Genomic DNA, 24,456 nt, shown 5'->3' on the forward strand with positions numbered 1-24,456 from the left:
CCTACATTTAAGGAGGGGACCACATATGGCAAACAGCTCTCTAACGCCTAAACAAATTGTCCATGAATTAGATCGATATATTGTGGGTCAGAAAAAAGCAAAGAAATCCGTTGCGATCGCTTTGCGAAATCGATACCGTAGAAATCTAGTCGATGAAAGCATGAGAGATGAGATTGTACCGAAAAACATTCTCATGATTGGTCCTACTGGCGTTGGGAAGACAGAAATCGCTCGTAGACTTGCGAAGTTGGTTGGCGCTCCTTTTATTAAGGTAGAAGCAACAAAATTTACAGAAGTAGGCTATGTGGGACGAGATGTAGAATCAATGGTACGTGATTTGGTTGAAACGGCTGTCCGCATGGTCAAAGCAGAACGTATGGAGAAGGTCAAGGATCGTGCAGAGAAGCTTGCTAATGAGCGATTGGTTTCTTTACTTGCACCGAGTCCTACCCGTGCCAAAACGCAGCGCAACCCGCTTGAGATGCTGTTTGGCGGGCAAAATAAAGATGAGCAAGAAGAGACGCCGCCTGATTCAAATCTGGCTTCTAAAAGAGCTCAAGTCGCCGAACAATTATCCAACGGTAAATTAGAGAATGATCATGTAGAGATTGAAGTAGAAGACACGTCGCCTTCCATGTTAGATATGCTTGGTGGTCAAGGTAATGAACAAGCAGGGATGAATATGCAAGAAATGTTCGGAAGTCTGCTTCCCAAAAAGACGAAAAGACGAAAACTGCTTGTGAAAGAAGCTAGAAAGGTTTTGACACAAGAAGAAGCGCAAAAATTAATCGATATGGATGATGTTATCCAGGAGTCGATTAACCGTGCGGAACAAAGTGGTATCATTTTTATCGATGAAATTGATAAAATAGCAAGTAACAGCCGCGGTGGTAGCGGACCTGATATTTCGCGCGAAGGTGTTCAAAGAGATATTCTACCCATTGTTGAGGGTTCCACGGTTGTAACCAAGTATGGTCCTGTTAAAACCGACTATGTATTATTCATTGGGGCTGGAGCTTTCCACATTGCAAAGCCTTCTGATCTCATCCCAGAGTTACAGGGGAGATTCCCAATTCGAGTCGAACTAAGTGATTTAACGCTAGAAGACTTTGTTTCAATTTTAACGGAGCCCAAGAATGCTTTAACCAAACAATACACAGCTTTATTGCAAACAGAAGGTATAACTGTTGAGTTTGCGGAGGAAGCTATTCATGAAATTGCTCGTATCGCCGTAGAAGTAAATCAACAAACGGAAAATATCGGAGCTCGTCGTTTACATACGATTTTAGAAAAATTGCTCGAAGATTTATCTTATGAAGCACCAGAAATCACATTAGAGTCCATTGTGATCAATCCAGCTTATGTACGCGAGAAGCTAAGCAGTATTGTTCAAAATCGAGATTTAAGTCAGTATATTTTATAAGAACCAAGCAGGTTGCAGTTAGTAGGAGGCAGTTACATGAGTTTATTAAATAAAACAAGAAGGCTTAATCGGTTACTCCAAAAAGAAGCGGGTAATGCGGTTAGCTTTATGGATATGGCAGAAGTGCTTCGAGATGTAGTAATCGCAAATATTTACGTGGTCAGCCGTAAAGGTAAGATTTTAGGCTATGCGGTAACCAATGATCCTGTATCTCCTGAAATGAACCAAACGATTCTTATTGAACGCAGATTCCCAATTGAATCTAATAATTTGTTGCTAAAAATAGAGGAAACCTCGTCCACATCCGAACCAGACAGTCCGTATTTTTATTACACGGATCAAATGAAAGATATGTTTCCAGCAACTCATACAACCTTAGTGCCAATTATTGGCGGCGGTGATCGTTTGGGTACTTTGATTCTGAGCCGAAGTGAAGGTCACTTTATTGACGATGATTTGGTTCTTGCAGAGTATGGTTCAACGGTAATCGCAATGGAGATATTAAGAGAACGCGCGGAAGAAATTGAAGAGGAAGCACGCAGCAAAGCAGTTGTTCAAGTTGCCATTGGCTCTTTATCCTTCAGTGAAATGGAAGCTGTCGAACATATTTTCGAGGAGCTGGATGGCAAGGAAGGGTTGCTTGTGGCGAGTAAAATTGCTGATCGTGTAGGAATAACACGCTCAGTTATTGTAAATGCCCTACGTAAACTTGAAAGTGCTGGCGTTATTGAAACGCGATCACTTGGTATGAAAGGCACTTATATCCGTATATTAAACGAACAATTAATGCAAAGTATTGAACAGATGAAGTCGAAATTGTAAATAAATAGGAAAGCCCTATCTGGTAAAAAGATAGGGCTTTTTTCTTATTGTAACTTAACGTAATATCTTAGATGATAAAGAGTATAAGTCACAGGTTTACATAATTCTACATATAGAACTATTTTGTATCGGAAATCGAGAATAATGTCGAAATAAGAAGGAATCAATTCTCACGATGTTGAAGTAGTAACTGAATATTTTTAGAGTGAAGGGGAATCGTTTATGTCTTTATTAGACAAGCCTAGTTGGAATATGATGGAGCGCTCGCTGGATGCATCGACGCTAAGACAAAAAGTGGTAGCGAATAACATTGCCAATGTGGATACTCCTAACTTTAAACGTTCCGATGTTGCATTTGAAGAACTCTTACAAGGACAAATGAATGCGAATACACCCTCAATAGATGGCTTTCGAACAGACCCAAGGCATTTTGTTATTGGAAAATCAACGAAAGTGCCAAATTCTGAAATTAAATCAGATAATTCGACAGCAATTAACACTAACTTGAACAATGTAGATATGGACTACGAAATGTCATTGATGGCAAAGAATCAGCTTAAATACAACACAATGATTCAACAGATGAACAGCGACTTCAAAAAAATACGCACAGTTATTGGGGGCAAGTAATAAACGATGAGACTAACAAACGGATTTGACATCAGTGCATCTGCATTAACTGCACAACGACTGCGTATGGATGTTGTGTCATCTAATATTGCCAATGCGGATACGACGAGAGCAAAGTTTGTTGACGGCAAATGGATGCCCTATACGAGAAAGTTAGTTTCATTCGAGACGAAGTCTCAACCAAGTTTCGCCCAATCGTTGAATACAGCGATGGCTGATGGAACGGGTGAGGGAGTTCGAGTGAATAAAATATTTGAAGATAAGTCGCCGTTAAAACAAGTTTATAATCCTTCACATCCAGATGCAGATACAAATGGGTTTGTGTATATGCCAAACGTAGATATTACCAAAGAAATGGTCGACATGATATCGGCAACGCGATCTTATGAAGCCAATGTAACGGCATTAAATGCAAGTAAATCAATGATTACCAAAGCGTTGGAAATTGGTAGATAGGAGGTCGCGGGATGATTGACAAAATAAGTTATAGTCCAATAAATATAATGAGTTCCATTGTGCCGAAGGATAACACGGGTGAGGGAGCAGATGATCTTGGTAAGAAATTCGGTTCATTTCTGAATGAAGCCATGACTAATTTAAATGCACAGCAAAAGCAAGTTGATCAGTTGAACGAAAGCTTCATTAAAGGGGAACTTTCCGATGTTCATCAATTGACAATTGCCTCTGAGAAAGCTTCATTAGGACTTGAACTTACGGTTCAGGTCAGGAATAAAGTGCTAGAGGCGTACCAAGAAGTCATGAGAATGCAGCTATAAGTATAGAGATGCTGCTAAATTTGGGTCAATGAGGTGACAGAGTGAACGAGAACCTGCTCCAGTACTGGGAAAAGGTGAAGCAATACTGGAATCGTTATAATCGAACGACGAAAATTATTTTTATAGCAACTGTGTTCTTACTGGTTTTAACAGCTGCCATTATAAGTGTTAATTTATCGAAGACAGACTATTCATTGGCGTATACAGAATTGCAGCCAAGTGATGCTGCTAATATTAAATCCTATCTGGATACAGCGAAAATACCTTATCATTTGAGTGCGGACGGAAAAAGTATTGAAGTACCGACAAGTGAAGTCGCCAATGTAAAGCTTGCTGTAGAGTCGCAAGGATTGAATAAGAACGGCTCCTTGGGCTTTGAAGTTTTTAGCGGCAGCAGCTCATTCGGAATTACGGATAATGAATTTAAAGTAAAATACTTAAGTGCTATTCAAGGAGAGCTTCAACAGCTTATCAATGCGAACCAAGCCATTTCAAGCTCCAAGGTGAATATTTCGCTTCCGGAGGAAGGTCCATTCTTACAACAACAGGCAGAGAAAGCAACGGCATCTGTTGTCCTGCAAATCAAGCAGGGGTATTCATTGGATCAACCTAAAGTGGATACGATTTATAATTTGGTCTCCCATAGTATAAAGAATCTTCCAATTGAGAATATCTCCATTTCGGATCAAAATTTACTCTCTTACAAGTTTAGTGGAGAGTCTAACAACGCACCGATGGGGAACACGGATATCAATACGCAGTTCCGAAATGATTTGCAGAAAAATATCAACTCCATGCTTGGTACGATGTTTGGACGAGATAAAGTAAGTGTAAGCGTGTTTACAACTATGAATTTTGATCAAAAGAAAACGAAGGAGCAGCTTGTCCGAGCACCCAATCAAGCTGATCAAAAAGGGATTGAAATCTCTCTACAAGAAGCCAATGAGTCCTATCAAAATAAAGGTACGGATACTGGTGGTGTTCCTGGTACAGGCGAAACAGACGTCCCAGGTTATCCAGGAGCATCGAACTCTGGGAATTCCACTTCGGAGAAAAACAGCAAAACCGTCAATTATGAAGTGGATCGTATCACAAATGACATTATTGCTACACCTTACGTAGTGAAGGATGTAAGTATTAATGTCGGTATTGAGCCTCCAGTAAGAGATGATCCGAACTCTTTGACAGTAGAAACGAAAACAGCCATTCAGAATGCGCTAGTGAATATTGTTAGAACGGCACTCGCAGATAACAAGACTACTTATACAGACGATGAATTACAGAAAAAAGTTACTGTATTTGCACATTCTTTTGCTAGAACTTCGGATGCAAGTGCAACGAAGACATCGACGTACTTGACCTATGGCGCATTAGCACTAGCGGCATTAGCTATTGGAGCCTTTATTGGATTAGCGATGAGAAGACGTAAGAAAGCAGCGCAACAACTTATTGATCAAGAATTGAACGTTGCTTCCCAAAAGGCAGAGCTTCCAACGATCGATATTGAAAATGTAACGAATGACAATCAAGTGCGTAAGCAGCTCGAAACACTTGCGAGAAAGCGGCCAGAAGAATTCGTCAATCTGCTGCGTACTTGGTTAGTAGATGAATAGAGGTGCACTTGTATGGCCAGAGCCGCTTTACAAGGGTTGACCGGACGACAAAAGGCAGCTATTCTTTTGATCAGTTTAGGCCCTGAGGTATCTGCACAAATTTTTAAACATTTGCGTGAAGAAGAAATTGAACAATTAACCCTTGAAATCGCGAATGTACGGAAAGTAGACACGCTAGAAAAGGATTCGATTTTAGCCGAGTTTCACCAAATTTGTTTGGCACAGGAATTTATTTCCCAAGGTGGTATTGCCTACGCGAAAGATATTTTGGAGAAGGCGCTTGGTTCACAAAAAGCACTCGATATTATTAATCGCTTGACTGCCACACTTCAAGTTAGACCGTTTGACTTTGCAAGAAAAGCAGATCCAGCTCAAATTCTTAACTTTATTCAAAATGAGAACTCTCAAACGATTGCACTCGTATTGTCCTATTTGCAAGCGGAACAAGCATCTATTATATTGTCGTCACTCCCACAGGAGAAGCAAGCTGACGTTGCGAAACGGATCGCACTTATGGACAGTACATCACCTGAGGTCATTTCACAGGTTGAACGTGTATTGGAACAGAAGCTATCTTCTACTGTTACACAGGATTATACAAATGCTGGTGGTATTGCTTCTATCGTTCAGATTTTGAATGGTGTTGACCGTGGTACTGAACGAACGATTCTCGACTCCTTAGAGATCCAAGATCCAGAACTTGCCGAAGAAATCAAAAAACGGATGTTTGTATTCGAGGATATTGTCAACATCGACAATCGATCCATTCAACGAATTATCCGCGATATTGAAAATGCCGATTTACAGCTTGCGCTTAAAGTTGCAAGTGAAGAAGTCCGCGATGTGTTATTCAAAAATATGTCCAAACGTATGGCTGAGACATTCAAAGAAGAAATGGAATTTATGGGACCGGTTCGTTTGCGTGATGTAGAAGAAGCTCAAACCCGAATCGTTGCAACGATTCGTCGTTTAGAAGAGTCTGGGGAAATCATCATCGCACGTGGTGGAGGAGATGATATTATTGTCTAGTATCATTAAATCATTTGCCTATTATCCCATTGAAACTAAAAAGATTGTTGATAAGTTATCGCTAAGTGCCGAAGCAACCGTTGAATTGCCGACTGCAGCTGATGATGGTTTAACAGAGGAAATGCAAATTGAAATCAAAGATGCAACTTCATTAAAGAATCAAATTTTGGAGGATGCTGAAGCTTTTGCCAGTGATCAGATTGAACAGGCTAAGCAAGAATGTGCGCTAATCCGTCAACAAACGGAAGCAGATATTGCTAATTGGTGGGAAAGCAAGCGAGTAGAGGACGAAGAGTTAATTAACGCTTCGAAGCAAGCTGGATTCGATGAAGGATATCGTCAAGGTGCCGTCCAAGCGGAAAATGCACTGCGAAAAGAATATAATGAGATGCTCGCTGAAGCTAGTTCGATTCTCGAACAATCGTACAAGCTGAAGCAACAAATTATACAAGAATCAGAACCTTTTCTAATCGAATTAAGCACATCTATTGCAGAGAAAATCATTGTTCGACAATTGTCTCTAGAACCTGGATGGGTGATCGAACTCATTCAAAAGGTGCTCGCGCGTAGACGTGAAAAGGGCATAATTACTTTGTGCGTGGCTCCAACTCAATTCGCTTACATTCAAGATGCAAGAGAAGAATTAATTACTTCAATCGATTCACAGGCCGAGCTCGAAATTATTCCTGACGCTTCGGTGCAAGATCAAGGTTGTGTAATTCGCTCTTCCTATGGAAGTATCGATGCGAGAATTGACACTCAGCTGAAAGAAATTAAGTCAGCGCTTCAGCAACTGGCCATACAAAGTGAGGAATCCTAATGGCACGGACAACCATACCGAAGGCGGATAAATACAAAGAAGTATTACAAACAATTGATCCCATAAGAGTAAATGGTAAAGTGACCCAAGTAATTGGACTTACTGTTGAATCGGAGGGACCTGATGTCAGTATCGGTGATCTTTGTTATATCTATCCACATAAATCAAACAAACCGTTAAAAGCAGAAGTGGTTGGTTTCCGAAGTAATAAAGTTATTTTAATGCCTTTAGGTGATCTCGATGCAATTGGTCCAGGTTGTGATGTTGTTGGTACGGGCAAACCATTAACTGTCCAGGTTGGACATGAGTTATTGGGTAAGGTATTGGACGGTTTGGGTCAACCTTTAGATGGATCATATCTGCCTTCGAGGATGGCACAATATTCAACAAATAATGCGCCAAGCAATCCTCTTACACGTCCGCGTGTACTCAATCCAATCTCTGTTGGTGTACGTTGTATCGATGGTTTGTTGACAATCGGTAAAGGACAGCGTGTAGGTATTTTCGCTGGTTCCGGTGTTGGAAAAAGTACACTCATGGGTATGATAGCCCGAAATACGTCTGCTGATGTCAATGTCATTGCTCTCATTGGAGAGCGTGGCAGAGAGGTCTTGGATTTCATTGAGCGTGACCTAGGTCCAGAAGGTTTAGCACGATCGGTTGTCATTGTGGCAACCTCAGACCAACCTGCACTAATTCGGATTAAAGGCGCAATGATTGCAACAAGTATTGCTGAGTATTTTAGAGATCGTGGCTTAAATGTCATGATGATGATGGATTCAGTTACACGTTTTGCTATGGCACAGCGGGAAGTTGGACTAGCTGTTGGTGAACCACCAGCTACACGTGGATACACACCATCGGTTTTCGCCATGCTGCCAAGGCTATTAGAGCGCTCAGGTACAGGAGCTAAAGGATCTATTACTGCATTTTACACGGTGCTTGTAGATGGTGATGACATGAATGAGCCTATTGCTGATGCGGTAAGAGGAATCTTGGATGGTCATATCGTCCTCAATCGTAGCATTGCGAACAAAGGTCATTATCCTGCCATCGATGTATTATCGAGTGTAAGTCGCGTTATGAAAGAAATCGTTCCTTCAGAACATATGGAAGCTGCCGATCAACTTAAGCGTCTTCTCTCTATATATAAAGATTCGGAAGATCTTATCAATATAGGGGCGTACCAGAAAGGTTCAAATCCAAATATTGATATTGCAATGGAAAACATTGAGGCCATTTGGAATTTTACGAAGCAAAGAACAAGTGAAAAGCTAACCTATGAAGAAGCTCAAGAACGATTAATCCAAGAATTTTATAAGGGATGAGGGTCCTAGATGAGTTTTCGTTATTCTTTCCAGCAAATTGTCGATTTGAAAAATAATGAACGTACACAAGCAGAATGGATTTTATCTGAGGCAATGGGGCTCTTACGGAATGAAGAATCGAGCTTAAACGGATTGTTTGAACAGAAGGAAAACTTACACAACGAGATGATTCAAGCAACTAGCCATTCTGTAACGATCTCGAACATGATTATGATGCAGAGCTACATGAATCATGTGGATAATCAAATTGCTCGAAAACATCAAGATGTTAAACAAGCTAAGCATATCGTAACTGAAAAGCAGGAGCATTTATCAGTGAAAATGATAGATGAAAAAGTATGGACTAAGGCTAGAGAGAAAGCACATAACCAATTTCGAATCATGATTGCAAAAAAAGAGCAGGATGCTCTTGATGAAATGGCAACCAATCGATTCAGACGATTATCGTATTAAGCTAAAAAGGAGGGATGAAGAGATGGCCGATACAAGCGTAGAGGGTGCATCTTATAGTGCACTGGAGCGTTTTTTGATATGGTTTGTCATCCCCTTTGTGTTTACGGCGGTTCTACTCTTCGTGCTGCTTTCCATTTTTGATTATGATATCAAAAGTAGTATTCAAAAAGCATTGCACAATACGCCTGTCATTGGATTAATAGTTCCAGCACCCAAAGAGACAGCTCCGGTGACAGCTGAAGGTAAGGCAACGACATCTGAGCAAAGTGTAAAGCTGAAAGAGGATGAGATTGCGAAGCTGAATGCCCGTGTAACTGAATTAACCTCAGCACTGCAGAAGTCGGATTCGACGACTCAGCAAAAAGATCTTTCGCTAAAGGATGCAGTTGCGAAGGTTGCCGAACTTGAGGAGAAATTAAAGGATAAGACACAATCGGAAGAAGAGTATACGAATCAAATTACACAACTTGCAAATATGTACGCCAAAATGACCCCTAGTAAGGTAGCGCCAATCATAGAAGCATTGACTCCCAGCGAAATGGTACTTGTATTCTCGATGATGAAGCCAGATAACCGGGGAGCAATTCTTGAAAAAATGGATGCATCAAAGGCAGCTGTTGCTTCAATGGGTTTAAAGGATATTGTGCCAGTTCGAGACAAAGAAATAGCGGCATTACAAGAAAGACTAGCAACGAATAACACGAAGGATGCCAAGGCAGCGACTAGCACAGTAAGTACTTCGGATCTTGGTCAAACTTTTGCCAATATGGTACCAAAAAGCGCAGCGAACGTGTTGTTAGAGATGAACAAGTCAAACCCAGCAAAAGTTTTATCCATTTTAAGTGGGATGGATAATGCATCTCGTTCTAAAGTGATGTCGGCACTTTCAGATGCCAACAAAGAAACAGCTGCATCGATAGCTACAAAACTTACTCCATAGTTGGAATGAAAATGAAGAGGGGAGGTGAAAAAAATGGACGTACAAATGACTTCAATACCCGTCGCACAAACAGGTACAGTGAGCTCAACAAGTGCAGGTAAAGGAGCATCCAAAGGAAATGCTGGCACGGATACCTTTTCAGCTCTTCTTTCTGATCAAACCACTCAAGAGAATGCGCCTTTAGTAGATGAACAAGCCTCTGAAACTGACCTTTCAATGAGTATGATGCTGCAAATGCTTCAAAGCTTGGTGATGCCGATTCAAGCATCCGTGGATCAAGAAAGTAAACTATCTAATGAAGATAGTACACTTCCTGAACTGCTTTTAGAAGCGATGAATAGTAATCCTGCTCTTGCTGACAAATTATTGCAAGATCCTAAAGTGAAAAAGTGGTTTGAGGATGCAGATCAAATGTTAAGTGCACTAAGTAATACGTCAAGCACACTTGCAGCTGGATTTCTTCCTACCTGGCAACAACCAATAAATGAATCTCTGAGCCTGAAAGCGCAGAATACGTTGTTAACACTGTCGGCTTTATCTAAGCAGCAGCCTGACAATCCGATTCTGAACTACTTGAATTCAGAACTCACGAATACCATCCAACCGATACTTCCAGATATTTTAAATGGATTATCAAACGTAAGTAAGTTAGCAGGTGTACCTGTCATTGGAACCAAGGATCAAACGACATCTGATGGGCGTATCACCTCAAGCAAGTACATAAAAAATAAGGAAACTGATCAATCCGTAATGAACAGTTTTACTGACCAGCTATCAACGTTGCAGCCCAAGCAAGAGAAATTTGCTGTTAAGCATATTCCGGTAGCGGTTATTGAACAGTCTACAAGCATTGCTGAGATGCCAACTCGAGCGCTTGTCGATCTGCCTATTGAAACCAGTACAACAACGAATACAGTTGTGACGATTGGTGATTTGCAGAAAGCACAGCAAGTAACGGTAACAGTCGAGAAGACGCCTGTGACAACGTTAACTGCTGCTAATTTTACAGAAGAGATGACTACGCATGTATTGAAAAACATGAAAATTACAATGTCCGAAGGCTTTTCTGAGGCTAAACTTTCTTTGTTTCCTAAGAATTTAGGACATGTAGATGTGAGAATTTCAATGCACGATGGTCAACTTTTTGCACAGTTTGCAGCGGATACATTGGCGGGTAAACAAATGCTGGAAAGTCAGTTGCCTCAATTACGTCAAGCTTTACTTACACAAGGCTTACAGGTTGAGAAGCTAGAAGTAACACAAAGTCAAAATATGTCATCTAACATGTTCCAAGAACAACGTCAGCCTCAGTCTTTTAATCAATCACAGCGTCAACCAAAAAATCGTTCTGGTGAGATTGAAATGGATGCAGTTGATTTTAAAGATGACATGGATCAATTGGCACAGCTTCGTAAGAATACTAACGGTAATTCCTTCGATGTCATTGCTTAAAAGGATCAATGAATGAAGTTGCTGGAGGTGAACGTATGGCTACAAGCCCACTTGTAGGTAATGTATCTGATCTGATTAATAAAGGGACCACTGCGAAAACCAAGGAGAAGGATAGTGCAACTCTAGGTAAGGATGATTTTTTAAAAATCTTGATTACGCAGCTTCAAAATCAAGATCCAACGCAGCCTTTGCAGGATAAAGAGTTTATTGCACAAATGGCGCAATTTACATCTGTTGAGCAACTGACGAATATGGCTGGTGAAATGAAGTTGATGAGGCAGTCACTTGGTTTCGTTTCAGGTTTAATCGGCAAGTCCATCTCCTGGACAGGAACGGATTCATCAGGTGAAACAACGGAGATGTCTGGTGTGGTGGATTCTATCACCTTTAAAGACGGTAATCAATTTGCCACTGTCAAAGGCGTGGAAGTTTCCCTTGATAAGTTAAAGAAAATTGAGAACGTTGGAGAAACACAATGACAGAGAGAATATCCATAGGTCAACTTTATCCTAGTGCGGTTTCTCCCAATTCAGCAAGAAGAACTCCAACACAGCAAGTACCGCCTACCGGTAATCCTACCTTTCAGAAGATTTTCCAAGATCAGTTTGTACGGTTTAGTCATCATGCTGAGGTCAGGTTAAAAGAACGCGGCATACAACTCAAACCAGAGCAAATTGAGAAAATGAACCAAGCCATTGATAAAGCAGCTTCCAAAGGTGCCAAAGATGCACTGCTGATCTTAGCGGGGAATGGTTATATCGTAAATGTACCTAATCGTACCGTTGTAACTGCGCTAGATGGCCAAGCAATGAATGATCATGTTTTTACCCAGATTGATAGCGCAATGATAATTTCTTAAGTAGTAAGGGCTCGACCGTTCAGGAAGCCTGGAGTTGTGGAACGAAAGAAGCAACTCAGATTGTAATTACTTTCATCCGATTTAGGAGGCCTATTTCATGTTAAGATCGTTATACTCAGGCGTTTCAGGTATGCGTGGTTTTCAAACGAAGTTAGATGTTATTGGTAATAATATCGCTAACGTAAATACCATCGGATTTAAAGGTAGTCGTGTTATGTTTAAGGACATTCTGAGCCAAACAGTTTCAGGTGTAAGTGCACCAGATGAGAACCGTGGTGGTGTGAATGCACAGCAAGTAGGTTTAGGTGTTAGTTTGGCTGCTATTGATACGGTTCATACCGCAGGTAGTGCTATGACAACGAACGTAGTAACGGATTTACGTGTGAATGGGGATGGCTTCTTCGCAGTTGGAACGGTAGAACAAGTAGATGCTCCGTATTTGACAAGAGCTGGTAACTTCACAGTGGATCCTAATAGGAACCTTGTAAATTCTGAGGGGCTTCATGTTATGGGTCCTGATGGAGCAGGTCCCGTTGTCATTCCAGATGATATCGTATCGTTCTCGATTTCTCAAAATGGTGACATTATTGGCGTAAATGCGGATGGTGAAACGATCAATACAGGTCAACGAGTTGGCGTTGTGAAAGTAACCAACCCAGCTGGTCTTGAGAAAATCGGTGGAAACTTGTATCAAATGACCGCAAACGCAAATCCAGAGGGCGAAATTGTAATTGGCTCTGCTGGTGATCCAGAAACGGGAACAGGTACACTCATTTCTGGGCAACTAGAAATGTCCAATGTAGACTTAACTGGTGAATTTACCGAAATGATCATTGCGCAACGTGGATTCCAAGCGAACTCCAGAATTATTACAACTTCAGATCAAATCCTTCAAGAGGTTGTAAATCTTAAGCAATAATGAGTAATTGAATGAAAAGAAGGGGGAGCCGAGCTCCCCTTACCCTGATTCAGGAGGAGAATGATGATTTCTCTCACTCGTTTAAATGGTAGACCGCTTATCTTGAACGCAATTTTGATAGAACTTATCGAAGAAACTCCGGATACGATGATTACATTGACAACAGGCAAGAAAATCACAGTTCTCGAGAAGGCAGAGGTTGTGGTAAGCTTAGTGCGGACCTACATGCAAGAAATTGGATCCGTTCGCGCGACAATACAGTCTAGGGATACGGAGGGTTCGTAAGTGTTTAAGAACAAAATATTTATACTCATTGTTTCCATCCTAATTGCGATCACACTAATTCTCACAGCTGCGTTTGTGTTGTGGAATTTTATGGAGAAGAACAATCAATCCACGGATCCAGCAGTGAAGGCTCAGGACGCTGTTGCGAGTGTGAAACCGACCAAAGCGCCATCAGCTGAAACGGTTAAGGCGAATACATCGATCATTAAAGATATTTTAACAAACCTATCCGGCAGTCAAAATTTCATTAAAATTAGCTTTGCATTTGAAATGGAAAATTCGAAGGCTAAAGCTGAATTTGATAGTTTGCTTGATTCCGCTGTGAAAGGAACGATAGTCCAGATTTTGGGTGATATGACGAAGGACCAAATTGAAGGAAGCAAAGGCTCAGATAGTTTAACTTCCACAATTATGAACAAACTAAACCCATTACTGCATGAAGGAAAAATCAAACAAATTTGGATAACTGATAAAGTACTCCAGTAACTCGACAATGATTTTGCTTAAAGGAGGTGACTCGAATGGTTGATGTTTTATCGCAAAATGAGATCGATGCCTTGCTGGCTGCCTTGTCCTCTGGCGAAATGGATGCAGATGAGCTTAAGAAGGAGGATACTCAGAAGAAGGTAAGGGCTTATGATTTTAAGCGGGCAGTACGCTTCTCTAAAGATCATATTCGTAGCTTAACCCGGATTCATGAAAATTTTGCCCGATTTTTAACGACCTATTTCTCAGCTCAGCTGCGTACGTTCGTTCAAATCAGTGTAGTCCAGGTTGAACAATTGCCTTATGATGAATTTATTCGTTCGATCCCGAAAATGACCATTTTGAACATCTTTGAAGCAGAGCCTTTAGAGGGTCGAATGGTACTTGAGGTTCATCCCAATGTCGCGTTTGCTATGTTGGATCGATTATTAGGCGGAGCAGGTACAACGCCAACCAAAATCAATGCATTGACCGAGATTGAAACGATTGTTATGGAGCGAATTTTTAGTAGAGCATTCGATAGCTTACAAGAAGCATGGAAGACCGTTATTGATATTCAACCTCGTTTAGAGGCGCTAGAAACGAATCCGCAGTTTATGCAAATCGTTTCTCCCAATGAAACGATTGCATTAATATCGCTGAGCACCAAAATCGGGGACACAACAGGAATGATCAACTTATGTATTCCTCATGTTGTTATTGAACCAATCATGCCTCGACTTTCTGTACATCACTGGTTTGTTTCCCAGAAGAAGACGAGAGCACCTGAAGAAGTGGAAGCACTTCAATCACGCTTGGAGAAGACCAAGCTACCTCTCATTGCAGAGTTGGGATCGTCTGAAATTTCAATACGAGATTTCTTAGGATTAACGATAGGCGATGTAATCCCGCTGCATAAATCCGTCGAAGATTCGCTTCAAGTCAAGGTTGGCGAGAAGCTGAAATATCTCGGAAGCCCTGGTACCGTAAAAGGGAAGATGGCTGTACAAATTACAGAAATCGTGAATGAAGGAGAAGAAGAATATGATGAATAACAGAGATTATTTGTCGCAGGAAGAGATCGACGCTTTATTGAGACAATCATCTGAAGAAAGTTCTGTCTCTTCTTTTCATGGGCCTCCGCAAGTTGAAGATTTTTTATCCCCACTCGAGCAAGATGCACTTGGGGAAATAGGTAATATTACGTTCGGCAGCGCGGCGACAGCGCTATCGACGCTACTTGGCAAGAAAGTAGATATAACGACGCCTAAGGTGTCAGTGATTGGTAAAGAAGAATTGGAAGAAACGTTTCCCAGACCTCATGTTGCCGTTCATGTCAATTATGTTGATGGCTTTGATGGGATTAACTTGCTGGTCATTCAAACCAAAGATGCGCAAGTTATCGCTGATCTTATGATGGGCGGAGACGGCACTGGTGGAGATGAAAATCTCAGTGAAATTCATATCAGCGCCGTACAAGAAGCCATGAATCAGATGATGGGTTCATCAGCTACTTCCATGTCTACCATCTTTAATCGATTTGTCAATATCTCTCCACCAGGAATCGACATATTAAATTTGTCGAAAGGAGAAGGAAAACTGCCTGACGAGGACGTATTTATAAGGATATCGTTCCGACTTGCAATTGGCGATCTTATTGATTCCAACATCATGCAGTTACTGCCTGTTCCTTTCGCCAAAGAAATGGTATCGATCTTAATGGGTGGTGGTGAGACTGAATCAGCAATGGAAGCTGCACCGGCGGCGCAAGCACCACCAGTTGTAGCTCCTCCTGTGCAAGAAGCACCTAAATCGCAGCCAGCACCCATGTATGAGCAACCTGTATACCAACAACCAATGTATGAACAGCCGATGTATCAGCAGCCTCCTATGGGACAGCCGATGTATCCGCCACAACAACCGATGTATCCACCTCAGCAGCAGCCGATGTATCAACAGCCTCCAGCTGCGTTTGGTGGCATGCCTAATCGTAATGTGAATGTTCAACCGGTCCAGTTTGGTAATTTACAATCAGGCGCTTACACGCAAGCAGATGATACGAACCTGAATTTACTTCTCGATATACCGCTTAAGGTAACCGTAGAATTGGGCAGAACGAACAAGGTGATTAAAGACATCTTGGAACTGTCACAGGGGTCTATCATTGAGTTGGACAAGCTTGCTGGTGAACCGGTAGATATTTTGGTGAATAATAAGTTGATTGCCAAAGGTGAAGTTGTAGTCATCGATGAGAATTTTGGGGTTCGTGTTACTGACATTGTTAATCAATGGGAACGAATTCAAAAATTACAATAATTTAATTTTAGGGGGATATTTTCAATGGCTAACCGTATTCTAATTGTGGATGATGCAGCTTTTATGAGAATGATGATTCGTGATATTTTATCAAAAAATGGGTATGAAGTATGTGGCGAGGCGAATGATGGAGCGCAAGCTATCGAAAAATATAAGGAATTAAAGCCAGATCTGATCACGATGGATATCACGATGCCTGAGATGGACGGTATTCAAGCATTAAAAGAAATTAAAAAAATCGAGCCAAACGCAAAAGTAATTATGTGTTCCGCGATGGGTCAACAAGCCATGGTTATCGATGCGATTCAAGCAGGGGCTAAAGACTTCATCGTTAAACCATTCCAAGCTGACCGTGTAATTGAAGCTATTAAAAAGACTCTAGGTTAAACCGTCCGAATTCGGTTGAGTCTTACATAAACCGAAAGGGTTGTTCTTATGAAAAGACGTCAATCGAATAAAGTTATCTTAAGCATACTTAGTTTGTTCGCCTTGTTATATACAAACTCTGCTGTAAATGCGGAAACAGAACCGAATCAAGAGATTCCAGGCGCTGACTATCCGGGTTCAATGGGTTCAGTGGATTCCTTATTTATGGTTATGAAGGTTATTTTGGTCCTTGTATTTATTATCATTCTCTTCTATGTATTGATGAGGTATGTGGCAAAGAAAAACAAAGGCACTTTGTTTGGGAACTCGATACGCTCCTTAGGTGGAGTTCCCTTGGGTCAGAACAAATCGATCCAGATCGTTGAAATTGGGCATTCGCTCTTCGTTGTTGGCGTTGGTGAGAATATTCAGTTATTGGATAAAATCATCGACGCCGATGAAGTAGCTTATATTTCAAATCTCTTACAATCATCTCAGGATGATCGAATGGGCTTCGGTTCGATAAGCAAATGGATCAGCAAGCTGCCTTTAAAAAAGAACGATGTGGAAGAGGAAGTAGAAATTACGTCTTCGTTTCAACAAGTGTTTCATGATAAATTACGGCGAGTAACTGACCGTAATAAGAATGTCGAAGAATGGTTGTCTGATCAAAAACAAAAAGATCGGTTGAATGAAGAATGAAAAGAAATAAATTAGTTGGCGTACTGCTGCTTGTTGTGATATCCATTTTCTTATTATCTTTAACCGCTTCGGCTGCTGAAAATGATGTTACGAATCCGATTCCTGGTTTGAATGTCAATATCGGAACGAGCACGGCGACTGGAGGATCATCCAATACGGTAACACTCCTTTTATTGCTTACCGTGTTAAGTTTAGCTCCATCCTTTCTTATTTTAATGACAAGCTTCACTAGAATTGTGATCGTACTGGGTTTCGTTCGAACATCATTAGGAACTCAACAAATGCCACCTAATCAGGTTTTAATCGGACTCGCTCTGTTTTTAACCTTTTTTATTATGTCTCCAACTTTAGGGGAAGTTAATCAAACAGCGCTTCAGCCTTATTTGAAGGGTGAAATTAATCAAACGCAGGCTTTTCAGACTGCGTCACTACCCATGAAGAAGTTTATGTTTAAACATACGCGTCAGAAGGATTTGAAACTGTTTCTTGACTATTCTAAAGCTAAAGCGCCTACAGGGGTCGAAGACATCCCAATCACTTCATTAGTACCTGCTTATGCGATTAGTGAATTAAAATCAGCCTTTCAGATGGGTTTCATGATATTTATACCGTTTCTGGTTATAGATATGGTTGTATCCAGTACATTAATGGCTATGGGGATGATGATGCTCCCGCCTGTGATGATTTCACTTCCATTTAAAATCCTTCTTTTTATTCTTGTAGATGGTTGGTATCTTGTGGTGAGATCGTTACTTTTAAGCTACGGTTAAAGACCAAGATATCGGAGGGAATCTAGATGGGTTCGGAATTTGTAATACGAATTGCTGGCGAAGCTGTTTACACCGTACTTAAAGCTAGTGCGCCAATGTTGCTTATAGGGTTAATCGTTGGTCTGGCTATTAGTATTTTTCAAGCAACGACTCAGATCCAAGAGCAAACACTTGCTTTTGTTCCGAAAATTGTTGCTGTACTGCTTTCCATCCTAATTTTTGGATCATGGATTATGAATACACTAGTTGATTTCACCTTTAATCTACTCAACAATCTTTACAAATTCGTTGGTTAGGTTGTGAGTGAAATGCCAACTATTATTCAAGCGATCCCTATCTTTCTGCTTATTTTTTGTCGAATTACATCATTTTTTGTCGTGGTTCCCATTCTTTCTTCGAGAAATGTGCCAATGATGTTCAAGGTGGGACTGTCCGTCTTTATCTCATTGATTATTTTCGCGACAATGGGAATGGAGAAGACCATACCGATAGATGGTGTTTACGTGCTATTAATTATTCGTGAGATGCTAATCGGTGTACTATTAGGTTTTCTCGCGTATATTTTTTTCACTGTTGTTCAAACAGCTGGTTCATTTATGGATATGCAAATTGGATTTAGTATGGCGAGTGTAATTGACCCTTTAACGGGTGCTTCAACGCCGATGCTCGGAAACTTGAAGTATATGATTGCTGTTCTGTTGTTTTTGTCCTTTGATGGTCATCATTACTTGATCAGAGCCATAATTGACAGCTACAAATGGGTGCCGATTGATAACGCATTATTTAGTCGCATTTATGACGGACAAATATCAGATTTTTTATTTAAATCGCTCTCCAAAATGTTTTATCTGTCCTTTCAACTAGCGGCTCCCATCGTTGCAGCATTATTTTTAACCGATTTAGGATTAGGACTTTTAACGAGGGTTGCTCCGCAATTCAATATTTTTGTTATCGGTGCGCCGCTTAAAATGATCCTTGGATTTTTCTTGCTTGTCATCGTATTCCCTGAGCTAATTTCACAATTTCAGCAGCTATTCGGAATCATTTTTGAATATATGGAGAAAATGCTTCAAATTATGGGCGGCTCGCCGCAGACATCACCTAAGTAGGAGGAGAACCGTGTCCCAACAACTTCGTTTACATCTTGATTTACAATGGTTTGCTGGGGAAAAAACGGAGACTGCTACTGCTAAAAAAAGACAGGATGCCAGAAAAAAGGGTCAAGTTGCAAAAAGTATGGACTTGCCCGCGGCTTCCATTTTACTTTTTTCATTCGTGGCTTTTCTAATGTTTGGTTCATTTATGAAAGGTAAGCTTCTTCATATCTTTCGGAATGTTTATGAGAATCAGCTAGGCATGGATATAACCGTAGGGAACGTACAGGTGTTATTCATGGATTTAACGGTACAAGGATTGACCATTGTCGCTCCAATTTTTATATTGGTAGTTCTTATCGCTTTTATCGCAAACTATGCTCAAATTGGTTTTATGTTTATCGGCGAGCCCTTGATGATGAAGTTCGACAAGATTAATCCTATTAGTGGTTTTAAAAAGATTTTTTCGATGCGAACGGTTATGGACTTTCTAAAGTCGACTTTGAAAATGTTGATCATCGGGTACGCGGTCTATACCACTTTGATGGCGCAAAAAGCAAGGCTGCTGGGGTTAGGACATGCACCCTTGGAGAACACATTTTCCTTTGTTGCTTCGGTAACGCTAGGCTTAGGGATCAAAATCGGTGCTATTCTGATCGTTTTAGCCATTTTTGATTATATTTATCAAAAATATGAACATGAGAAAAGTCTCAAAATGTCCAAACAGGATATTAAGGATGAGTATAAGAAAAGTGAAGGCGATCCTCTCATCAAAGGGAAGATCCGTGCCAAACAACGTCAAATGGCCATGCAACGAATGATGCAGGAAGTTCCTAAGGCCGATGTCATCATTACCAACCCAACTCACTTCGCAGTTGCATTGAAATACGATGCAAAAAATATGCAGGCCCCGACTGTTATTGCAAAAGGTGCAGACTATGTTGCCTTGAAAATTAAAGAAGTCGCCAAACAAAATGGCGTCATGACAATGGAAAATAAGCCGCTTGCTCGAGCGATTTTTGCACAGGTGGAAATTGGTGATGCAATTCCAGCAGATTTATTCCAAGCTGTGGCAGAAGTACTAGCGTATGTATATAAGATGAAGGGTAAGACGAATTAATGTAGAGGGAGGTGCAATCTGATGAAAATCAAGGATTTATTAGTTCTAGTCGGTATTATTGGCATCGTGTTGATGATGATTGTACCTATTCCTATCCCTTTGCTGGACTTTTTACTTATTATTAATATTTCAATTGCATTAATGATCATCTTGGTTGCCATGAATACGCAGGAAGCACTCCAGTTCTCGATTTTCCCTTCCTTGCTATTGATAACTACGCTCTTTCGATTAGCGTTAAACGTGTCAACAACTCGTAATATCTTAGCTCATGCTGAAGCAGGCGACGTGGTCAGAACTTTTGGTTCATTCGTTGCACAAGGCAATATCGTTGTGGGATTCGTTGTGTTTCTCATCCTTGTCTTGGTTCAATTTATCGTTATTACCAAAGGTTCTGAGCGCGTGGCCGAGGTAGCAGCTAGATTTACCTTAGATGCAATGCCAGGAAAGCAAATGAGTATTGATGCTGATTTGAATGCTGGATTGATCAATGAGGTGCAAGCCAGAGAAAGACGACAAAAGATTGAGCGCGAAGCTGATTTCTACGGTGCCATGGATGGTGCCAGTAAATTTGTAAAAGGTGACGCGATTGCCGGGATCATCATCCTTGTTATCAATCTAATTGGTGGCTTTATTATTGGGATGACCATGAAGGGGATGGATTTTTCAGAGGCTTTGCAAACGTTCTCGATTCTTACGATCGGGGATGGATTGGTGAGCCAAATCCCTGCACTTTTAATTTCTACTGCAGCGGGTATCATCGTAACTCGAGCATCGTCCGAAGGAAACTTAGGTCATGATATAACGAAACAATTAACGGCTCAACCTAAGCTGTTATATATTGTTGCTGGTACATTGGTTGTATTAGGCACATTTACTCCTATCCATTGGTTTACAACGTATCCGATCGCTGGACTATTGGTATATGCCGCATTCAAAATGCAAAAGAATTTGGAACGTGAAGCCATTAAAGAAGAGCAATTGGTTGAAGAGCAGCAGATTGAGGAAGTTCGGAGTCCTGAGAGTGTCATTTCCTTACTTCAAGTTGATCCGATTGAATTTGAGTTTGGCTATGGGCTTATCCCACTTGCAGATACTCAACAGGGTGGCGACTTATTGGATCGTATTATTCTAATACGTCGTCAATGTGCTTTGGAGCTTGGTGTTGTTGTGCCAGTCATTCGAATTCGTGACAATATTCAATTAAGACCGAATGAGTATATCATCAAAATAAAAGGCAATACAGTTGCTCGCGGCGAACTACTTTTAAATCACTATCTAGCAATGAGTCCTGGTTTTGATGATGATTCCATATCAGGAATCGAAACAACGGAGCCAGCATTCGGCTTACCAGCTATTTGGATTGATGAAATGAATAAAGAGAGAGCTGAGCTATCTGGCTATACAGTCGTAGATCCGCCTTCCGTAGTAGCAACTCATTTAACTGAAATCATTAAGAAACACATTCATGAACTCTTGGGTCGTCAGGAAACGAAGGCGCTTATCGAAAATGTAAGAGAATCGTATCCTGCGCTTGTCGATGATCTAATTCCATCCGTGTTAGCAGTCGGAGATATTCAGAAAGTGCTTTCTAAGCTTCTTCGCGAGAAAATATCTGTACGTGACTTGGTCACAATTCTAGAAACACTAGCGGATTATGGTACTTATACGAAAGATCCTGAGATTCTAACAGAATATGTAAGGCAGTCACTATCTCGTCAAATCACACAGCAGTTTACCTCACAAGGTGATTCACTCAAAGTAATTACGGTGGGGCCGTCTGTTGAGAAGAAAATTGCAGATTCTGTGCAGCAATCAGATCAAGGAAGTTATTTGGCACTAGACCCTTCATCTTCGCAAATTATTTATCATCGTGTAACTGAGCAAGTAACGAAATTAATTCAATCGGGGCAACAGCCAGTCATTTTAACTTCACCAACAATTCGAATGTATGTTAGACAGCTTTTAGAAAGAACGCTACAAGATATACCAGTTCTTTCTTATAGTGAATTAGAGCCTAGCGTCGAAATCCAAAGCATGGGGGTAGTCAATTTATGAGAGTAAAAAGATATGTTGTTGATTCCATGCCAGACGCTTTGCAAAAAATTCGTACGGATCTTGGGAAGGATGCTGTGATTCTTAATACTAAGGAAATTCGTACTGGCGGTTTTCTTGGGATGTTTGGTAAGAAAAAGATAGAAGTCATTGCTGCTATTGATGGCGCAAATGCCAAACCTACGGCTGCTCCACAACGGGTGGCACCTCAGCCGCCGCTTTCTCAGTCCAAAGTAAATACTCAAATGGCTCAGAATAAAAATAGCTTTCATCGATCTGATTTTCCAGATGTACCTGATGTTCTAGTACCAACGGCAATAAAGAACGAACCAGTTATAATTAATGCCGTACCTGCATCAGAGAAAGTGATGACTCCCGCGCAACACCAGGCTTACTCACCTTCATCTGTACAATCGTCAGCAAGAAATTCGGTTAAAGATGATCAATTAATGGATGAACTCAAGCAAATGAAAGAAATGATGAAAAAGCTTACGCAAGTGCCCGACGAAGGGAAGCTGCCGGAAGCTTTACAAAAACTAGAGCAAAGATTGTATGACCAAGAAGTAAATCCAGCTCTGGTTCGTCAAATTATGGATGAGGTTATGGCAGATTTTCAGCTTGCGGATGAGCCTGTCACAGAAGAATCAGCCCATCAACTTGTTCGCTCCAAATTAGGTGAGATTTTTCAAACAGATCATAGTAAGCATATTTCAGCACAAACACGTGTTGTTCATTTCGTTGGGCCAACAGGTGTTGGTAAAACAACAACGATTGCGAAATTAGCTGCTGAGCAAGTATTGAAATATCACCGTAAAGTGGGGTTTATTACTTCAGACACGTATCGAATTGCTGCGATTGAGCAGTTGAAAACATATGCAACCATATTAAATGTACCACTCGAAGTCGTGTTTTCACCGCAGGATTTGACGAAAGCATTTCAGAATTTAGCAGAATGCGACATCATTTTCATGGATACGGCTGGGCGTAATTTCCGCAATGAAATGTATGTTTCAGAATTGAATTCATTACTTAAAACACAAGGGAACAGTGAAACTATTCTCGTTCTAAGCCTAACGACCAAATATCGCGATTTGCGTGCAATAACGAATAATTTCAGTAAATTCAAATTGGACAAAGTACTCTTCACCAAAATGGATGAAACGGATTCCTATGGCGCCATTTTGAATGTTGTTCATGAGTTTTCTCTCAAGCTTTCGTATGTGACAACTGGGCAAAGTGTACCCGATGATATTGCGGAAATGAACGAGTGGCAAATCATTGATTTGTTATTGGAGGAGCCTAGAACATGAAGGATCAAGCAGAAGGGTTGCGGAACTTGGTTCAGACACAGGGTGAGAAAGGCACAAGAACAACCAGGATCATTACCGTAACCAGTGGAAAAGGTGGTGTAGGTAAATCCAATTTTACGCTCAACTTCGCTTTATCACTGCAGTCTTTAGGTTACAAGGTACTTGTATTCGATGCAGATATTGGACTCGCGAACATTGACGTATTAATGGGTGTATCCTCAACCTACAGCTTATATCACCTGTTAAAGAAAGATAAGACGATTTGGGAAATCATCCAAAAGGGATCGAATGATTTAGAGTTTATTGCCGGTGGTTCTGGATTTAATGACTTACTTCGGTTAAGTGAAGAAGAATTAGATTATTTTGCAGAGCAAGTCATGCAATTGAACGGGTATGTTGACTTTATTATTTTCGATACTGGAGCAGGGCTATCTAAGGAAACACTGAAGTTCATACTTGCGGCTGAAGAAGCCATTGTGGTTACGACGCCTGAGCCAACATCTATCACAGATGCTTATGCGATCATCAAAATGGTCAATTCAATGGGGCACGATGTACCTTTTAAATTAGTCATTAATCGGGTCACAGATGCGCGAGAAGGCAAGCAAACAGCCGACAAAATTTCTTTAGTAGCTAAGCAGTTCTTAAATATTAACATACCAACCTTAGGGTTTGTAGACGATGATCCAGTAGTTTCTAAAGCAGTGAAAAGGCAAATTCCTTTCTCAATTGCATTTCCTTATTCGACAGCAACGAAAAGTATTAAGACGCTTACGGATAATTATATAAAAGGATATCGCGTAATCGAAACACCATCTACCGGTGTCAAGAGCTTTTTAAATAAAATGTTGAAACTTTTGAAATAGGAATTTTGAAAATTGTGTCGAATAAGCAGATAGAGGAGGGAAGCAG

The 24,456-nt window shown here is 40.8% G+C and carries 28 protein-coding genes; all 28 read left to right on the plus strand.

Annotated features, from left to right (window positions below; all coding sequences use genetic code 11):
- Nucleotides 1-25: 25 nt before the first annotated feature.
- The 28 genes from hslU (at nt 26) to AC58QG_RS01150 (ending at nt 24,410) form a co-directional block, all read left to right on the plus strand.
- Nucleotides 26-1,423: an ATP-dependent protease ATPase subunit HslU gene (gene hslU, locus AC58QG_RS01015; protein WP_497359930.1), complete on the plus strand. Its 1,398-nt coding sequence runs from the start codon at nt 26-28 to the stop codon at nt 1,421-1,423.
- A gap of 36 nt (nt 1,424-1,459) precedes the next feature.
- Nucleotides 1,460-2,245, plus strand: coding sequence for a GTP-sensing pleiotropic transcriptional regulator CodY (gene codY / locus AC58QG_RS01020; RefSeq protein WP_056624907.1), 786 nt, complete (start codon nt 1,460-1,462; stop codon nt 2,243-2,245).
- 222 nt (nt 2,246-2,467) lie between these two features.
- The gene (gene flgB, locus AC58QG_RS01025) at nt 2,468-2,875 is read left to right on the plus strand and encodes a flagellar basal body rod protein FlgB (protein ID WP_497359932.1); all 408 of its coding nucleotides are present in this window, start codon (nt 2,468-2,470) and stop codon (nt 2,873-2,875) included.
- Nucleotides 2,876-2,881: 6 nt separating this feature from the next.
- On the plus strand, nt 2,882-3,331 hold the full coding sequence (gene flgC / locus AC58QG_RS01030) for a flagellar basal body rod protein FlgC (protein WP_497359934.1): 450 nt from the start codon (nt 2,882-2,884) through the stop codon (nt 3,329-3,331).
- An 11-nt stretch (nt 3,332-3,342) separates the two neighbouring features.
- Nucleotides 3,343-3,651, plus strand: coding sequence for a flagellar hook-basal body complex protein FliE (gene fliE / locus AC58QG_RS01035; protein ID WP_497359936.1), 309 nt, complete (start codon nt 3,343-3,345; stop codon nt 3,649-3,651).
- A gap of 41 nt (nt 3,652-3,692) precedes the next feature.
- A complete protein-coding gene (fliF, locus tag AC58QG_RS01040; protein ID WP_497359938.1) occupies nt 3,693-5,264 on the plus strand; it encodes a flagellar basal-body MS-ring/collar protein FliF in 1,572 nt (523 codons plus the stop codon).
- A 12-nt stretch (nt 5,265-5,276) separates the two neighbouring features.
- On the plus strand, nt 5,277-6,293 hold the full coding sequence (fliG, locus tag AC58QG_RS01045; protein ID WP_068662580.1) for a flagellar motor switch protein FliG: 1,017 nt from the start codon (nt 5,277-5,279) through the stop codon (nt 6,291-6,293).
- Nucleotides 6,277-7,113, plus strand: a complete 837-nt coding sequence (locus AC58QG_RS01050) for a FliH/SctL family protein (RefSeq protein WP_497359940.1) — start codon at nt 6,277-6,279, stop codon at nt 7,111-7,113. Before fliG ends, AC58QG_RS01050 begins: the two co-directional genes overlap by 17 nt.
- Nucleotides 7,113-8,441, plus strand: coding sequence for a flagellar protein export ATPase FliI (gene fliI / locus AC58QG_RS01055; RefSeq protein WP_497359942.1), 1,329 nt, complete (start codon nt 7,113-7,115; stop codon nt 8,439-8,441). The genes AC58QG_RS01050 and fliI overlap by 1 nt, the downstream gene beginning before the upstream one ends.
- Nucleotides 8,442-8,450: 9 nt before the next feature.
- Nucleotides 8,451-8,894, plus strand: coding sequence for a flagellar export protein FliJ (fliJ, locus tag AC58QG_RS01060; RefSeq protein ID WP_497359944.1), 444 nt, complete (start codon nt 8,451-8,453; stop codon nt 8,892-8,894).
- Nucleotides 8,854-9,834, plus strand: a complete 981-nt coding sequence (locus tag AC58QG_RS01065) for a MotE family protein (RefSeq protein WP_497359946.1) — start codon at nt 8,854-8,856, stop codon at nt 9,832-9,834. The genes fliJ and AC58QG_RS01065 overlap by 41 nt, the downstream gene beginning before the upstream one ends.
- 33 nt (nt 9,835-9,867) lie before the next feature.
- A complete protein-coding gene (locus AC58QG_RS01070; RefSeq protein WP_497359948.1) occupies nt 9,868-11,286 on the plus strand; it encodes a flagellar hook-length control protein FliK in 1,419 nt (472 codons plus the stop codon).
- Between the two features lie 35 nt (nt 11,287-11,321).
- A complete protein-coding gene (locus AC58QG_RS01075) occupies nt 11,322-11,765 on the plus strand; it encodes a flagellar hook capping FlgD N-terminal domain-containing protein (RefSeq protein WP_497359950.1) in 444 nt (147 codons plus the stop codon).
- Complete coding sequence (locus AC58QG_RS01080; RefSeq protein ID WP_497359952.1) at nt 11,762-12,145, plus strand: TIGR02530 family flagellar biosynthesis protein; 384 nt, start codon at nt 11,762-11,764, stop codon at nt 12,143-12,145. The genes AC58QG_RS01075 and AC58QG_RS01080 overlap by 4 nt, the downstream gene beginning before the upstream one ends.
- 97 nt (nt 12,146-12,242) lie before the next feature.
- Nucleotides 12,243-13,064, plus strand: a complete 822-nt coding sequence (gene flgG / locus AC58QG_RS01085; RefSeq protein WP_497359954.1) for a flagellar basal body rod protein FlgG — start codon at nt 12,243-12,245, stop codon at nt 13,062-13,064.
- 63 nt (nt 13,065-13,127) lie between these two features.
- Complete coding sequence (locus tag AC58QG_RS01090; protein WP_056624951.1) at nt 13,128-13,349, plus strand: flagellar FlbD family protein; 222 nt, start codon at nt 13,128-13,130, stop codon at nt 13,347-13,349.
- On the plus strand, nt 13,350-13,835 hold the full coding sequence (locus AC58QG_RS01095) for a flagellar basal body-associated FliL family protein (protein ID WP_497359956.1): 486 nt from the start codon (nt 13,350-13,352) through the stop codon (nt 13,833-13,835).
- Nucleotides 13,836-13,870: 35 nt separating this feature from the next.
- On the plus strand, nt 13,871-14,869 hold the full coding sequence (fliM, locus tag AC58QG_RS01100) for a flagellar motor switch protein FliM (RefSeq protein ID WP_057315694.1): 999 nt from the start codon (nt 13,871-13,873) through the stop codon (nt 14,867-14,869).
- Nucleotides 14,862-16,130 carry a flagellar motor switch phosphatase FliY gene (gene fliY / locus AC58QG_RS01105; protein WP_497362751.1) on the plus strand — a complete coding sequence of 423 codons (1,269 nt, stop codon included), beginning with the start codon at nt 14,862-14,864 and terminating at the stop codon, nt 16,128-16,130. The genes fliM and fliY overlap by 8 nt, the downstream gene beginning before the upstream one ends.
- A gap of 24 nt (nt 16,131-16,154) precedes the next feature.
- On the plus strand, nt 16,155-16,517 hold the full coding sequence (locus tag AC58QG_RS01110; protein ID WP_028558282.1) for a response regulator: 363 nt from the start codon (nt 16,155-16,157) through the stop codon (nt 16,515-16,517).
- A 48-nt stretch (nt 16,518-16,565) separates the two neighbouring features.
- On the plus strand, nt 16,566-17,198 hold the full coding sequence (locus tag AC58QG_RS01115; RefSeq protein WP_497359958.1) for a flagellar biosynthetic protein FliO: 633 nt from the start codon (nt 16,566-16,568) through the stop codon (nt 17,196-17,198).
- Nucleotides 17,195-17,968 carry a flagellar type III secretion system pore protein FliP gene (gene fliP, locus AC58QG_RS01120; protein WP_497359960.1) on the plus strand — a complete coding sequence of 258 codons (774 nt, stop codon included), beginning with the start codon at nt 17,195-17,197 and terminating at the stop codon, nt 17,966-17,968. The genes AC58QG_RS01115 and fliP overlap by 4 nt, the downstream gene beginning before the upstream one ends.
- Nucleotides 17,969-17,994: 26 nt before the next feature.
- Entirely contained in the window at nt 17,995-18,264 is a 270-nt protein-coding gene (gene fliQ, locus AC58QG_RS01125) for a flagellar biosynthesis protein FliQ (RefSeq protein ID WP_028558285.1), read from the plus strand.
- Nucleotides 18,265-18,276: 12 nt separating this feature from the next.
- Nucleotides 18,277-19,077 (plus strand): flagellar biosynthetic protein FliR, encoded by an 801-nt coding sequence (fliR, locus tag AC58QG_RS01130; protein WP_497359962.1) that lies wholly within the window; start codon nt 18,277-18,279, stop codon nt 19,075-19,077.
- A gap of 10 nt (nt 19,078-19,087) precedes the next feature.
- Nucleotides 19,088-20,182 carry a flagellar biosynthesis protein FlhB gene (flhB, locus tag AC58QG_RS01135; protein WP_497359964.1) on the plus strand — a complete coding sequence of 365 codons (1,095 nt, stop codon included), beginning with the start codon at nt 19,088-19,090 and terminating at the stop codon, nt 20,180-20,182.
- A gap of 21 nt (nt 20,183-20,203) precedes the next feature.
- Nucleotides 20,204-22,237 carry a flagellar biosynthesis protein FlhA gene (gene flhA / locus AC58QG_RS01140; protein ID WP_497359966.1) on the plus strand — a complete coding sequence of 678 codons (2,034 nt, stop codon included), beginning with the start codon at nt 20,204-20,206 and terminating at the stop codon, nt 22,235-22,237.
- On the plus strand, nt 22,234-23,544 hold the full coding sequence (gene flhF / locus AC58QG_RS01145) for a flagellar biosynthesis GTPase FlhF (protein WP_497359968.1): 1,311 nt from the start codon (nt 22,234-22,236) through the stop codon (nt 23,542-23,544). Before flhA ends, flhF begins: the two co-directional genes overlap by 4 nt.
- Nucleotides 23,541-24,410, plus strand: a complete 870-nt coding sequence (locus tag AC58QG_RS01150; RefSeq protein WP_497359970.1) for a MinD/ParA family protein — start codon at nt 23,541-23,543, stop codon at nt 24,408-24,410. The genes flhF and AC58QG_RS01150 overlap by 4 nt, the downstream gene beginning before the upstream one ends.
- The last annotated feature ends 46 nt before the right edge of the window (nt 24,411-24,456 follow it).

The organism is Paenibacillus sp. J22P169, from assembly GCF_059691995.1.

What these genes read in the sequence shown, in the direction of transcription:
- flgG (WP_497359954.1), top strand. Translation starts at nt 12,243, where the DNA reads ATGTTAAGATCGTTATACTCAGGCGTTTCAGGTATGCGTGGTTTTCAA.
- fliM (WP_057315694.1), top strand. Translation starts at nt 13,871, where the DNA reads ATGGTTGATGTTTTATCGCAAAATGAGATCGATGCCTTGCTGGCTGCC.
- fliE (WP_497359936.1), top strand. Translation starts at nt 3,343, where the DNA reads ATGATTGACAAAATAAGTTATAGTCCAATAAATATAATGAGTTCCATT.
- codY (WP_056624907.1), top strand. Translation starts at nt 1,460, where the DNA reads ATGAGTTTATTAAATAAAACAAGAAGGCTTAATCGGTTACTCCAAAAA.
- fliY (WP_497362751.1), top strand. Translation starts at nt 14,862, where the DNA reads ATGAATAACAGAGATTATTTGTCGCAGGAAGAGATCGACGCTTTATTG.
- fliP (WP_497359960.1), top strand. Translation starts at nt 17,195, where the DNA reads ATGAAAAGAAATAAATTAGTTGGCGTACTGCTGCTTGTTGTGATATCC.
- fliQ (WP_028558285.1), top strand. Translation starts at nt 17,995, where the DNA reads ATGGGTTCGGAATTTGTAATACGAATTGCTGGCGAAGCTGTTTACACC.
- AC58QG_RS01115 (WP_497359958.1), top strand. Translation starts at nt 16,566, where the DNA reads ATGAAAAGACGTCAATCGAATAAAGTTATCTTAAGCATACTTAGTTTG.
- fliJ (WP_497359944.1), top strand. Translation starts at nt 8,451, where the DNA reads ATGAGTTTTCGTTATTCTTTCCAGCAAATTGTCGATTTGAAAAATAAT.
- AC58QG_RS01090 (WP_056624951.1), top strand. Translation starts at nt 13,128, where the DNA reads ATGATTTCTCTCACTCGTTTAAATGGTAGACCGCTTATCTTGAACGCA.
- fliR (WP_497359962.1), top strand. Translation starts at nt 18,277, where the DNA reads ATGCCAACTATTATTCAAGCGATCCCTATCTTTCTGCTTATTTTTTGT.
- flgC (WP_497359934.1), top strand. Translation starts at nt 2,882, where the DNA reads ATGAGACTAACAAACGGATTTGACATCAGTGCATCTGCATTAACTGCA.
- AC58QG_RS01080 (WP_497359952.1), top strand. Translation starts at nt 11,762, where the DNA reads ATGACAGAGAGAATATCCATAGGTCAACTTTATCCTAGTGCGGTTTCT.
- AC58QG_RS01110 (WP_028558282.1), top strand. Translation starts at nt 16,155, where the DNA reads ATGGCTAACCGTATTCTAATTGTGGATGATGCAGCTTTTATGAGAATG.
- hslU (WP_497359930.1), top strand. Translation starts at nt 26, where the DNA reads ATGGCAAACAGCTCTCTAACGCCTAAACAAATTGTCCATGAATTAGAT.
- flhA (WP_497359966.1), top strand. Translation starts at nt 20,204, where the DNA reads ATGAAAATCAAGGATTTATTAGTTCTAGTCGGTATTATTGGCATCGTG.
- AC58QG_RS01070 (WP_497359948.1), top strand. Translation starts at nt 9,868, where the DNA reads ATGGACGTACAAATGACTTCAATACCCGTCGCACAAACAGGTACAGTG.
- AC58QG_RS01150 (WP_497359970.1), top strand. Translation starts at nt 23,541, where the DNA reads ATGAAGGATCAAGCAGAAGGGTTGCGGAACTTGGTTCAGACACAGGGT.
- AC58QG_RS01065 (WP_497359946.1), top strand. Translation starts at nt 8,854, where the DNA reads ATGAAATGGCAACCAATCGATTCAGACGATTATCGTATTAAGCTAAAA.
- flgB (WP_497359932.1), top strand. Translation starts at nt 2,468, where the DNA reads ATGTCTTTATTAGACAAGCCTAGTTGGAATATGATGGAGCGCTCGCTG.
- AC58QG_RS01075 (WP_497359950.1), top strand. Translation starts at nt 11,322, where the DNA reads ATGGCTACAAGCCCACTTGTAGGTAATGTATCTGATCTGATTAATAAA.
- fliI (WP_497359942.1), top strand. Translation starts at nt 7,113, where the DNA reads ATGGCACGGACAACCATACCGAAGGCGGATAAATACAAAGAAGTATTA.
- flhF (WP_497359968.1), top strand. Translation starts at nt 22,234, where the DNA reads ATGAGAGTAAAAAGATATGTTGTTGATTCCATGCCAGACGCTTTGCAA.
- fliG (WP_068662580.1), top strand. Translation starts at nt 5,277, where the DNA reads ATGGCCAGAGCCGCTTTACAAGGGTTGACCGGACGACAAAAGGCAGCT.
- AC58QG_RS01050 (WP_497359940.1), top strand. Translation starts at nt 6,277, where the DNA reads ATGATATTATTGTCTAGTATCATTAAATCATTTGCCTATTATCCCATT.